Below are 12,965 nucleotides of genomic sequence, written 5' to 3' on the forward strand. Positions count from 1 at the left end.
GTTGGCGATCTTCATTTTCCGTGTGGTGATTTTATTCAGACTATTCTGCTCATAAAGGAGGTTGAAGGTAGTGGATTATGTAGTTGAAATGCTTCATATAAGAAAAGAATTCCCAGGGATCATAGCAAATGATGACATCACTATTCAGCTTAAAAAAGGTGAAATTCATGCATTGCTAGGAGAGAATGGTGCAGGTAAATCAACATTAATGAATGTACTTTTTGGCCTCTACCAGCCTGAAAAAGGGGAAATCAAGGTTAAAGGGAAAAAGGTAAATATGACTGATCCTAATGTCGCAAATGATTATGGCATTGGAATGGTTCATCAGCATTTCATGTTAGTGGAGCCATTTACAGTTACGCAGAACATTATTTTAGGTTCTGAACCTACTTCAATGGGGAAAATCGATCTACGTAAAGCTGAAAAAGAAGTACAAGAGCTTTCTAACAAATATGGCCTCAAAGTAGACGCCCGCGCGAAAATCCAAGATATTTCAGTGGGAATGCAACAAAGAGTGGAAATCTTGAAAACGTTATATCGAGGTGCGGAGGTTCTAATTTTTGATGAACCTACTGCGGTACTTACCCCTCAGGAAATTACTGAGCTTATGCAAATCATGGAATCCCTCATTGCAGAAGGTAAATCGATTATATTAATTACACATAAGCTTAAAGAAATTATGCAAGTATGTGATCGATGTACCGTAATTCGAAAAGGAAAAGGGATAGGGACTGTAAATGTAGAAAATACGTCTGTTGATGAGCTTGCATCTTTAATGGTTGGAAGAGATGTTTCCTTTAAAACAAAAAAATCACCTGCTCACCCAAAGGAAACTGTCTTGAAAATAGAGAACTTGCATGTGAAGGATTCAAGAAAAGTTGAAATGGTGAAGGGATTAGATTTGGAAGTGCGAGCTGGTGAAATTGTTGGGATTGCTGGCGTTGATGGTAACGGACAAAGTGAACTAATTGAAGCCATTACAGGTTTAAAAAAATCACAAAAAGGTTCCATTACTCTAAATGACAAGAACATTACCAATCTATCACCACGAAAAGTTACGGAGAATGGTGTTGGACATATACCACAGGATAGACATAAATTTGGATTAGTACTTGATTTTCCAATTGGTGAAAATATTGTACTGCAGACGTATTACCAAAAGCCATATTCCAAGTACAAAGTACTGAACTACCAAGAAATTTATGCAAAGGCTGAAAAATTAATAAAGGAATACGATGTACGGACACCAAGTGTGTATACCAAAGCCCGTGCTTTGTCCGGCGGAAACCAGCAAAAAGCCATCATTAGCCGGGAAGTAGACCGTTCACCTGATCTGTTGATTGCTGCCCAACCAACGCGTGGACTCGATGTAGGAGCAATTGAATTTATTCATCAAAAACTAATTGAAGAAAGGGATAAAGGCAGAGCAATTCTACTTGTCTCTTTTGAGTTAGATGAAATTCTTGATGTAAGTGATCGTATCGCTGTTATTTTCGACGGGAAAATCGTAGCGGATGTAAAACCTGAAAACACAAATGAACAGAAGCTTGGATTGTTAATGGCCGGAAGTGCAGAAGAAAAGGTAGGTGTTACAGATGACCTCGAATAAAATGTTTAACTTATTGGTTCCGATAATATCGGTCATAATAGGTCTCCTTTCTGGTGCAATTATCATGCTAGCCTTTGGTTACAATCCAATTGAAGGGTATGCTGCATTATGGGAAGGTGCCTTTGGGGACATGTATTTTGTCGGGGAAACGATTCGCCAGGTAACACCGTACATCCTTACCGGTTTAGCAGTAGCGTTTGCGTTTAGAACTGGATTATTTAATATTGGGGCAGAGGGGCAAGTAATAGTTGGTTGGCTGGCCGCAATATGGGTCGGCATCTCCTTTGACGCACCTATGTACATACATCTTCCATTAGCTGTTATCGTAGCAGCACTGGCTGGTGCCATTTGGGGATTTATTCCCGGCCTTTTAAAAGCTCGACTTGGGGTACATGAAGTTATTGTTACCATTATGCTTAACTATGTTGCATTATACAGCTCAAATGCGTTAATTCGTTCCGTTCTATCAGACAATCAAGATAAAACAGAAAAAATTGCCGCTACAGCTTCTCTTTCATCGGAATGGCTGCAAAATTTAACTTTCTTTTCCAGAATGCACTATGGAATATTAATTGCTGTATTCGCAGCTGTTTTAATGTGGTTCATAATTGAACGTACTTCTATCGGATATGAGTTAAAATCAGTAGGTTTTAACCAGCATGCTTCAAAATACGCCGGAATGAATGTATCGCGTAACATCATCTTAGCAATGGTCATTTCTGGTGCATTTGCAGGGCTTGCCGGTGCAATGGAAGGGTTAGGAACATATGGAAATATGTCCGTTAGCTCAGGCTTTACCAATCTTGGCTTTGATGGAATAGCGGTTGCTTTATTAGGAGCGAATACTGCAATTGGGGTTATTTTAGCAGCATTTCTTTTCGGGGCTTTAAAGGTAGGAGCATTAAACATGCCAACAGAAGCCGGTGTACCAAATGAACTTGTTGATATTATTATTGCGCTAATTATTTTCTTTGTGGCATCGAGCTATATTATTCGCTGGGTATTGCTTCGTTTTAAAAAGGGGGAGAAATAGATGGGGTTTATTGAGTTATTAGCACAGGTTATTCCGCCAGCACTCTTCTTCTCTGCGCCACTTATTTTTACAGCGCTAGGCGGAGTGTTTAGTGAAAGGTCTGGTGTCGTAAATATCGGCCTCGAAGGACTCATGGTGATGGGAGCTTTTGTTGGGATTGTGTTTAATTTAACCTTCGCAGATGTTTTAGGCCCCTGGACTCCGTGGGTATCTATCCTTGTTGCGATGGTCGTCTCGGCAATTTTCTCAGTTATTCATGCTGTCGCTGCTGTCTCGTTTCGAGCAGATCAAGTCGTTAGTGGTGTTGCAATTAATTTCCTGGCATTAGGGCTTGGTATTTTTCTAACAAAACAGTGGTATGGTAAGGGACAGACGGATATGGTTTCCCAGCCGTTTTATACAACAGACATTTCGTTGCTATCTGATATACCTGTCATTGGTCCGATTTTCTTTGAAGGTGTTTATGTTATTTCTTATGTCTCCATTCTTTTAGCACTTCTCTCTTGGTATATTATGTATAAAACACCTTTTGGTTTAAGGCTCCGTGCTGTGGGTGAACATCCTATGGCAGCAGATACCAATGGAATTAGTGTAACAAAGATGCGGTATGTAGCTGTCATTATATCTGGAGCATTTGGTGGATTGGGTGGTTCTGTATTTGCCTTAACGATTGCACTCAATTTCTCACATGCTACCATTGTTGGTCAAGGATTCATGGCCTTAGCGGCAGTTATATTTGGTAAATGGCATCCATTAGGAGCAATGGGAGCGGCTCTGTTCTTTGGGTTTGCTCAAAGTTTGAGCGTAATTGGCGCGGGAATTCCATTACTGGAGGATGTACCACAAGTATTTCTCCTTATTGCGCCTTACGTGCTTACAATCCTTGCCTTAGCAGGCTTTATTGGCCGCTCTGTAGCACCCAGAGCTAATGGAGAGCCTTATATTAAAGGTAGTAGATAATTTCTTAAATCTGGCTTGCATTCAGTTGCAAGTCAGATTTTTTTTATTCCTTTAGGGCAGTATAATGAGGTGCGTATAATTTTTACTTAATAGCTACTTTACTTTAATAATAAAAAAGAGAACAGCAATGACTTTCACTTCTTACTAAAACCATAAAATATGTGCGCTTGCTCTTATGTTATATAATGGATTACAATTGGTAAAAATGAACAGAATACTTACGTACGAAAAATTGTAACAAAAAGAACAGGAGGAAAACTGGATGGAAGCTGTCGAAGAAAAAGTTATTCGAGCAGATGGTTTAAACTTACATTATATTCACAACAACAAATACAAAACAATTAATATTGTTGCCAAGCTGAAGGCACCGCTTGAAAGGGACACAATTACAAAACGAGCACTACTTCCCTACGTTTTGCAACAAGGAACACGTAATTATCCAGGTAAAAAGGAGCTACAAAGAAAGCTGGATGATTTATATGGGGCAGTTCTCTCAGTTGATGGGGCAAAAAAAGGTGAACAGCATGTTATAAGCTTTCGCTTGGAGGTTCCAAATGAAAAGTTTATTCCGAACGAATCGTCTATTATAAAGGAAGGGATTACTTTACTACGAGAGCTCCTTTTTGAACCAAACGTAGAAAATGAGGCGTTTAATCAAACAGTCTTAAAACGTGAAAAGGATACGCTCAAGCAAAAGATTAATGCAATTAAAGATGATAAAATGAGCTATGCTAATATGCGCTTAATTGATGAAATGTGTAAAGGGGAAGCATATGCCCTTCATGTACACGGTTACCAGGAGGATCTCACAGACATTACGCCTGAAAATTTATTTAATTATTATAAAAGCGCTATCGCGGAAGATCAATTGGACGTTTATATACAGGGAGATTTTCAGGAGGAAGATATCCAAAAACAGCTTTTAGAAAAATTGAAACGAGAACAGTCAAATACTTCTCGCCGAGAAACCACTTTGAGTGTTGAAGGTGTATCACGTGAGTATACAGAAGTAGTGGAAAATGAAAACATCCAACAAGCTAAACTGCATATTGGATACCGTACGAATTGTACGTATCGAGATGAAGGCTACTTGGCCTTGCAGGTTTTTAATGGGATCTTTGGAAGTTTTCCAAGCTCCAAATTATTTATTAATGTTAGAGAGAAAAACAGTTTAGCTTATTATGCGTCTTCTCGACTTGAAAGTCAAAAGGGTCTATTAGTTGTGTTTAGTGGTATCGCACCTAAGGATTATGAAAAAGCGAGAGATATTATGAATGAACAGCTGGAAGCAATGAAAAAAGGCGATTTTTCTAATGATGAGTTAGAAGAGACAAAAGATTTAATCATTAATCAGCTTCGGGAAACACTGGATCATCCCCAGGGTCTCGTAGAATTGCTTTACCAGCAAGTGCTTGCTGATAAACAAAGAACTCCTGAGCAGTTAATCAATGGAATTAAGGCCGTAAAGCGGGAAGAGGTAATAGCAGCAGCAGAGAAAATTGAACCGGATACCCTTTATCTTCTAACAAGCAAGGATGGTGATGCAAATGAATAAGCAGGTGTATGAAGATATTTCAGAAACACTTTATTCGAAGAAATTAGATAATGGACTTACAGTGTTTTTACTGCCGAGACAGGAAATGGCTAAAACATATGGTTTGTTTACAACAAATTACGGGTCAATTGATCTTACCTTTACACCGATTGGGGAAAGAGAACAAGTGACTGTTCCAGAAGGGGTTGCTCACTTCTTAGAGCATAAACTTTTTGAAAAAGAAGACAGAGACGTTTTTGCGGATTTTAGCAAGCAAGGGGCTTCACCAAATGCTTATACTTCCTTTACAAAGACAGCCTATTTATTTTCAGCAACCAATTATATTGAAAAAAACGTAGAAACACTTCTAGACTTTGTACAAGACCCGTACTTTTCTGAGAAATCTGTGGAAAAGGAAAAAGGAATTATCGCACAGGAAATAAAAATGTACGATGATCAACCTGATTGGCAATCTTTCATGGGTACGATAAAAAGTATGTTTAAAGAACATCCTGTAAATGTGGATATAGCAGGAACGGTAGACTCCATTAATACTATTACAAAGGATGATTTGTATACCTGTTACAATACTTTTTACCATCCAGAAAATATGGTTTTCTTTTTGGCAGGAAACTTCGCGGCCGATTCTATGATGGACTTGATTGAAAGAAACCAACAGGCAAAGTCCTTTGAAAAAATGAATGAACTTAACAGGGTATTTCCTAATGAACAGATGGAAGTAGCCCAAAAAGAAACAAAACAAACAATGGAGGTTTCTGTTCCTAAATGTACTATCGGAATTAAAGAATCTATCTCATCCTTATCAAAAGAAGATTTTATTAAGCGGGATATATTGTTAGATATGATAATGGATCATTACTTTTCAAAGGGTGGAGATTTCTATCAGGAATTGTATCATGCGGAGCTAATTGATGATAGCTTTTTTTATGAGACAAATCTTGAAAGAAACTTTGGTTATACACTTATTGGCAGCAATACACAAGATCCAGAAGCTTTTGCTAGTAAAGTAAAGGAAATGTTACGAACTACCCAAAATAATGGGTTAGCGGAAGAAGATTTCACCAGGATGAAAAAGAAAAAAATAGGACAATTACTTAGAGCTATGAATTCACTTGAATTTATTGCAAGTAAATACACCCATTATCATATGCTGGGGATTGATTTCTTTAATCTTATTCCTGATATTCAAGCATTGAAGCTGGAGGATGCGAATACATTCTTAAAGCAGTGGATTAAGGAACAACAATTAGCAACCCACGTCATTACAAACAAATAAGGGGATCGTATGGGGAAGAATGTATTAATTATTGGCGCCAGTGGTGATATTGGAATCGCCATTGCAGAGAAACTTGCAATGAACGGTTATTCGTTACTTTTACATGGCAATCAGAATGTAGCACGTTTATTTCAATTTAGAAGACAATCTAGAACAGAAGCTGTTCTAGATATTATGGAAGCAAACCTTGCTGATCCGACTGGTATAGAGAATTTTATTGAAAAGCTTGCCTACTCAGTCGATAGTATTATCTTTGCTGGTGGGAGAGCTCAATTCGGCGTGTTTCAGCAAACGCCAGAGAAGACAATGGATGAGATGCTTTCCCTCCATGTAAAAGCTCCGTGGGTGATTACGAAGCATTTGCTACCTTCTATGATCCAAAAAAACGCCGGTAATATTATTTTTATCACGTCCATTTGGGGAAGAGATGGTGCTAGCAATGAAGTAGTATACTCATCGGTAAAAGGAGCTCAAAACAGCTTTGTAAAGGCCCTGGCAAAAGAGGTAGGGCCATCTGGTGTTTCTGTCAATGGGATAAGCCCTGGCTTTATTGAGACAAAAATGAATCAACAATTGGAATTAGTTGAAAAAGAAGCCATAATGGAAGAAATACCATTACAGCGAGCCGGTAAACCAGAGGAAATTGCTAATGTAGTATTGTTTTTGCTCGACAAACATGCCCCCTACATTCATGGTGAGATCATTAACATGACTGGTGGTTGGTGAACGGATATAATTTATGTATAAAGCCTGCTATTCATCAAATACTATAGGTGTATAAAATGGAAGGAGGCATTTATATGTCAGTATTGGATAACTTTGATTCCTGGAAAGGTTTCTTATCGGATAAATTACAACAGGCGCAGCAGCAAGGTATGAGTGAAAAAACGATCCAAAGTGTGGCACAAGAAGTGGGAGACTATCTTTCCCAAAGCGTTGATGCTAAGAACCCAGAAGAGGCTGTACTGAGAGAACTTTGGAATGCAGCTTCCGAACAAGAACAGCAAGCTCTTGCCAACACAATGATCAAGCTTGTGCAAAAGTAATAAGGTAACCATAGTAAAGAAGAAAAAGGAATTGTAGTAATAAAATGCAATTCTTTTTTCTTTTTGTTTTTGTTTGATAGGCCTTTTACCCTATTCGTTCATAATAATTGGCAGGTTCCTGCCCGAGAAGTTTTCGATTTTCTAACTTTATTTATATATATACAAGGTAATCTCTTTTCACTTTCGTAAAAATCATTTATTATATAGAGAGAAAAGCTTGAAAGTAATTTGGATCCTAGTGTCTAAGGAGTAATCTTATGGAGAGAACAGAATGGTATCTAGAATACGAAATTCAAATTAATCGACCTGGGTTACTTGGTGATATTTCGTCCCTGCTAGGGATGCTTTCGATCAATATCATCACCATAAATGGTGTCGAAAACTCCCGCAGAGGTATGCTTCTTTTATCGAAATATGATGAGAATATTACAAGGCTTAAAACGATTTTACAAACGATGGATACGATTAACGTCACAAAAATTAGAAAGCCTAAACTACGTGATAAATTGGCTGTTAGACACGGCAAATATATTCATCGAGATGTAGATGATCGAAAGACGATTCGCTTTGTTAGAGATGAATTGGGTTTGCTTGTTGATTTCATGGCTGAATTATACAAGCAAGAAGGTCATAAGCTAATTGGGATACGAGGGATGCCGCGTGTTGGGAAAACGGAATCGATTGTAGCAGCAAGCGTGTGTGCAAACAAACGTTGGTTATTTGTTTCAAGTACGTTACTCAAACAAACTGTTCGCAGTAAGCTTATTGAAGGCGAATATAATCCGGAGAATGTCTATATTATCGACGGCGTCGTCTCGAAAAAAAGAGCGAACGAACAGCACTGGCAGCTCATACGTGAGGTCATGCAACTTCCTTCTGTGAAGGTAGTGGAGCATCCTGATATTTTTGTTCAAGCAACAGAGTATAAAATAGATGATTTCGATTATATCATTGAACTTCGGAGTCACGAAGATGAAGAAATTACATATGAGCCGATTGAAAGGCAGGAATTTAGTCAGGATAATGGCTTTTCAATGTTTGATTTTTAAAATGGATGGTGTTATTTATGGAAATCGGTGTACGGTTAAAGGAAGCGAGAGAAGCGAAGAATATCTCTCTGGAATCCCTTCAGGAATCCACTAAAATACAGAAACGGTATTTGGTGGCAATTGAAGAAGGGAATATGAAAGTTTTACCTGGAAAGTTTTATGCTCGTGCATTTATTAAAGAGTATGCGAATGCTGTTGGGCTTGATCCTGATGAGTTATTAGAAGAGTATAAAGAGGAAGTGCCTAAGACTGAAGAACAGGAAGAAGTTCAGTATACGAGAATGCAGAGAACACGTAGATCTGCTAATACAGAAAAAAGTAGTTCAAACTCTTCATTATTACCTACAATTATAACGATCATTCTTGTTATTGGTATCCTTTTTGCAGCATGGTATTTTCTTCAGGAGTCTATGAGTAATGATGAAGGCAATACACAAAATAATGAAGAAGAAAACATCATTATAACAAATCCGGAAGAGTCTGAAGAAAATACATCGAATAATGAAGAAGAGAACACCAACGAAGAAAATGGTGAATCAACTTCTTCCGACGAATCCAACCAGGATGAAGAAGGGCAAGAAAACAATCAACCAGAAACTTCCTTCTCAGTAGTAGAGGAAGGAACTGGCACAACACCTGAATCAACAATTGCTTTAGAGAATGCTGGAGAAGAAGTAACTGCCACGTTGGAAGCGGAGGGGGACACCTGGCTGCTTGTGGAATCAGAAGATGGGGAGACACTCTTTACGGAAGGAATGTTCTCAAGTGAACAATCTCCTCTAGAGTTGGACCTGAGTGAAAAAGAACGTGTGTTCTTTAAAATTGGGAATGCATCAATTCTTACCATTACGATAAATGGAGTGGAAATGGAATATCCAGTTGACGCCACTTCCAAAGTTCGCCAAGATATTTGGTTAGAAATAAACCAGTAAACAGAATAATCTTAAGAAGCCCTTCCTTTATCGTTCTAACGGAAGGGTTTTATCACTTATAGCATATGCATTATGTAATTGTCATAGGAGGATGTACCAATGAATGTACCAAATAAAATTACGATTTCACGAATTTTACTAATCCCTATCTTTATTATTTTACTGAGTATCCCGTTTAATTGGGGAACGTGGGATATTGGGGATACAGAATTACCTTTTTCACATTTTATTGCTGCTTTGCTTTTCATTGTGGCAGCTGCAACAGATTGGGTGGATGGACATTACGCTCGTAAATATAACCTTGTTACGAATTTGGGTAAATTTTTAGACCCGCTGGCTGACAAGCTTCTTGTTTCAGCAGCATTAATTCTTTTAGTTGAAATGGGCATGGCGCCTGCTTGGCTTGTCATTATAATTATAAGTAGAGAATTTGCTGTTACTGGTCTCCGTCTAGTAGCAGCAGGGGAAGGTATCGTTCTTGCTGCTGGAAGCATGGGTAAGCTTAAAACAGCTACTCAAATGATTGCAATTGCCATATTGCTTTTACATCAATTTCCATTTTCTTATATCGGTTTCCCTATGGGGACTGTCATGTTATATGCAGCACTTCTCTTCACCGTTATTTCCGGTGTCGACTATTTTATTAAAAACTGGCATGTAATGAGGGATTCTAAGTAATGAAACAATTAAAAACAGAGATCATTGCCGTCGGAACAGAATTATTGCTTGGCCAAATTGCTAATACAAATGCACAATGGCTTTCACAACAACTAGCTTCCGTAGGGATAAATGTCTACCATCATCTTGTTGTTGGCGACAATTTACAACGTGTGGAAACAGTATTCCGACAAGCACATACACGTTCAGATGTCGTGATTGTCACAGGTGGCTTAGGACCAACAGATGACGATTTAACAAGAGAGGCTTTTCAAGCCATGTCTAGCATGGATATTGAAGAACACAGCCCTTCTATGGAGAAAATAACCGCGTTTTTCGAAAAACGAGGGTCGACTATGACACCGAATAACCGGAAACAAGCCCGGGTATTTCGAGGTGCGACAGTTTTAAATAACAAGACTGGAATGGCTCCTGGTATGATCGTTTCTTTTGAAGGCAGGACGTGGGTATTCCTTCCTGGTGTTCCTCGTGAAATGAAGAATTTGGCAAGTGAATCTGTTTTTCCTTATTTACAGGGATTACTAGGGGAGAAGCAGATTATTAAATCAATGGTTTTAAAGTTTGTTGGGATTGGTGAATCACAGCTTGAACATGAATTGTATGATCTAATACAAAATCAAGACAACCCAACGATTGCTCCCCTTGCACAAGACAGTGGCGTTGTTATTCGATTAACGGCCAGACACAGTTCTGAAATAGAGGCAGATAAGTTACTAGACGTAACCAAGCAAAAAGTGGAAGAGCGACTTAGTTCATACATGCTAGGGATTAACGAGCAAACAATTGAACAGCAAATAATGGAGTTATTACAATCCACAGGCAAAAACGTCTCCGCTGCGGAGAGTCTTACAGGTGGAATGTTTGCAGACAAATTAGTCTCTATTCCAGGTGCTTCAGATACCTTCAAAGGCTCTATCGTATGCTATGCCACGAATGTAAAGCGAGACGTACTTGGCGTATCACAAGAAGTAATGAAGAAAAATGGGACAGTCTCACAGGCGTGTGCAGAGCAAATGGCTGAAAAGGTAAGTAATCTTCTTGATAGTTCCTATGGAATCTCCTTTACCGGTGTTGCTGGACCGGGAGTGGTTGAAAATCAGCAACCAGGAACTGTTTTTGTTTCAATATACGATCGTGAGAATAATAGACATGAAACAAGGGAGTACAACTTATTAGGTGATCGAGATACAATAAGGCATAGAGCTACACTAAAAGGATTAGAATTTCTTTATTTATATATAAAATCTACTGTTGAGTAACCTATGAAGGTAGATAAATTATTTTTAAGTCGGCCAATAGGCTGTATAATTTAATTTCCATCCTTTAACCCTTTATAAAAAAGGGGAACATTTATTCGTTTTTCGCTTGGCAAAAACCAAAAAACAATGTATGATATAACTAGAAGAGTTGAAGGAGGAATACGTTGTGAGTGATAGAAAACAAGCGTTGGATATGGCGTTGAGACAAATAGAGAAGCAATTTGGTAAAGGCTCGATCATGAAACTTGGGGAGCAGGAGCAAAGAAAAATTGCGACCATTCCAAGTGGTTCATTGGCGTTGGATGTTGCCTTAGGCATTGGTGGTTATCCTAGAGGACGAGTTATTGAAATATATGGTCCAGAATCATCTGGTAAAACAACTGTAGCATTACATGCAATTGCAGAGGCTCAGCGTAAAGGTGGACAAGCTGCTTTTATTGACGCAGAGCATGCACTGGACCCAATCTATGCAAGAGCACTTGGTGTAAATATTGACGAGTTGCTGTTATCCCAGCCGGATACTGGGGAGCAAGCATTAGAAATAGCGGAAGCACTTGTACGAAGTGGTGCAGTTGATATTGTGGTAGTAGACTCAGTAGCTGCCCTTGTACCAAAAGCGGAAATTGAGGGAGAAATGGGGGACTCTCACGTTGGTCTACAGGCGCGTCTTATGTCCCAAGCACTTAGAAAGTTATCTGGGGCAATCAATAAGTCTAAAACTACCGCCATCTTTATTAACCAAATCCGTGAAAAAGTAGGTGTTATGTTCGGTAACCCTGAAACAACTCCCGGTGGACGTGCACTTAAATTCTACTCATCTGTTAGACTAGAAGTTCGCCGTGCAGAGACTTTGAAGCAAGGTAACGACATTATGGGTAATAAAGCCAGAATTAAAGTAGTTAAAAATAAAGTAGCACCACCATTCAAACAGGCAGAAGTAGATATTATGTATGGTGAGGGGATATCTAAAGAAGGAGAAATTCTGGATATTGGTTCAGACTTAGATATTGTTCTAAAAAGCGGTGCTTGGTATTCTTATAACGAAGAAAGACTAGGGCAAGGTCGTGAAAATGCGAAACAATTCTTAAAAGAGAATCCAGAAGTAATGGCTGAAATCCACGATGCTGTACGCCTGCATTATAAGCTGGATGAGGAACCAGAGGAAGAAGAAGAAGAGGTTGGCCAAGGAAGCTTGGACGTTTAATCTTTGATTTTTGTCCACTGACTAACTAGGCATCGTATATACGCTGCACACACTTATAAAAGTCGAAAAGATTTAATTTAAATCTTTTCGACTTTCTTTAATTTAGTAATGCATGATCAATATACATTAACCAAGACAAATAATTAATTCCCTTTTAAAAGTGGGATAAAGTAAAACTTCATTTGGTGGGGGGTGGGGGTTCCTTCCTCCCCACCAAATGTTAGTTGAACGAATCGGACCTATACTGGCAGTTTATCCCCGGGGCCTTACTGCCAGTTAAGGTGGGATAAAGCAATTCTAGTTATCTAATAAGATTAATGTTAGTAATTAATCTTGAAGGTTTCTTTCTTATTATTACGGGGAA

12 protein-coding genes are annotated in these 12,965 nt (G+C 38.7%); all 12 read left to right on the top strand.

Annotated features, from left to right (window positions below):
- Positions 1-70 precede the first annotated feature (70 nt).
- The 12 genes from LG273_RS09235 (at position 71) to recA (ending at position 12,601) form a co-directional block, all read left to right on the top strand.
- Positions 71-1,609, top strand: a complete 1,539-nt coding sequence (locus LG273_RS09235) for an ABC transporter ATP-binding protein (protein ID WP_404459305.1) — start codon at positions 71-73, stop codon at positions 1,607-1,609.
- Positions 1,596-2,642: an ABC transporter permease gene (locus tag LG273_RS09240; RefSeq protein ID WP_379561149.1), complete on the top strand. Its 1,047-nt coding sequence runs from the start codon at positions 1,596-1,598 to the stop codon at positions 2,640-2,642. The genes LG273_RS09235 and LG273_RS09240 overlap by 14 nt, the downstream gene beginning before the upstream one ends.
- Positions 2,643-3,602 (top strand): ABC transporter permease, encoded by a 960-nt coding sequence (locus LG273_RS09245; protein WP_379561150.1) that lies wholly within the window; start codon positions 2,643-2,645, stop codon positions 3,600-3,602.
- A gap of 262 nt (positions 3,603-3,864) precedes the next feature.
- Entirely contained in the window at positions 3,865-5,157 is a 1,293-nt protein-coding gene (gene yfmF, locus LG273_RS09250) for an EF-P 5-aminopentanol modification-associated protein YfmF (protein ID WP_404459308.1), read from the top strand.
- Positions 5,150-6,433: an EF-P 5-aminopentanol modification-associated protein YfmH gene (gene yfmH / locus LG273_RS09255; protein WP_404459310.1), complete on the top strand. Its 1,284-nt coding sequence runs from the start codon at positions 5,150-5,152 to the stop codon at positions 6,431-6,433. The genes yfmF and yfmH overlap by 8 nt, the downstream gene beginning before the upstream one ends.
- A 9-nt stretch (positions 6,434-6,442) precedes the next feature.
- On the top strand, positions 6,443-7,159 hold the full coding sequence (gene ymfI, locus LG273_RS09260; protein WP_404459312.1) for an elongation factor P 5-aminopentanone reductase: 717 nt from the start codon (positions 6,443-6,445) through the stop codon (positions 7,157-7,159).
- Positions 7,160-7,233: 74 nt separating this feature from the next.
- Positions 7,234-7,479: a DUF3243 domain-containing protein gene (locus LG273_RS09265; RefSeq protein WP_379561154.1), complete on the top strand. Its 246-nt coding sequence runs from the start codon at positions 7,234-7,236 to the stop codon at positions 7,477-7,479.
- 257 nt (positions 7,480-7,736) lie between these two features.
- Positions 7,737-8,528: a DUF3388 domain-containing protein gene (locus tag LG273_RS09270; RefSeq protein ID WP_379561155.1), complete on the top strand. Its 792-nt coding sequence runs from the start codon at positions 7,737-7,739 to the stop codon at positions 8,526-8,528.
- A 17-nt stretch (positions 8,529-8,545) separates the two neighbouring features.
- Positions 8,546-9,460 carry a helix-turn-helix domain-containing protein gene (locus LG273_RS09275; RefSeq protein WP_404459314.1) on the top strand — a complete coding sequence of 305 codons (915 nt, stop codon included), beginning with the start codon at positions 8,546-8,548 and terminating at the stop codon, positions 9,458-9,460.
- A 99-nt stretch (positions 9,461-9,559) separates the two neighbouring features.
- Positions 9,560-10,138: a CDP-diacylglycerol--glycerol-3-phosphate 3-phosphatidyltransferase gene (gene pgsA / locus LG273_RS09280; protein WP_379561157.1), complete on the top strand. Its 579-nt coding sequence runs from the start codon at positions 9,560-9,562 to the stop codon at positions 10,136-10,138.
- Entirely contained in the window at positions 10,138-11,397 is a 1,260-nt protein-coding gene (locus LG273_RS09285; RefSeq protein WP_404459316.1) for a competence/damage-inducible protein A, read from the top strand. Before pgsA ends, LG273_RS09285 begins: the two co-directional genes overlap by 1 nt.
- A 166-nt stretch (positions 11,398-11,563) precedes the next feature.
- The gene (gene recA / locus LG273_RS09290; protein ID WP_404459318.1) at positions 11,564-12,601 is read left to right on the top strand and encodes a recombinase RecA; all 1,038 of its coding nucleotides are present in this window, start codon (positions 11,564-11,566) and stop codon (positions 12,599-12,601) included.
- The last annotated feature ends 364 nt before the right edge of the window (positions 12,602-12,965 follow it).

This window comes from Oceanobacillus kapialis, assembly GCF_044790185.1.
Classification (GTDB): Bacteria; Bacillota; Bacilli; order Bacillales; family Amphibacillaceae; genus Oceanobacillus_B; species Oceanobacillus_B kapialis.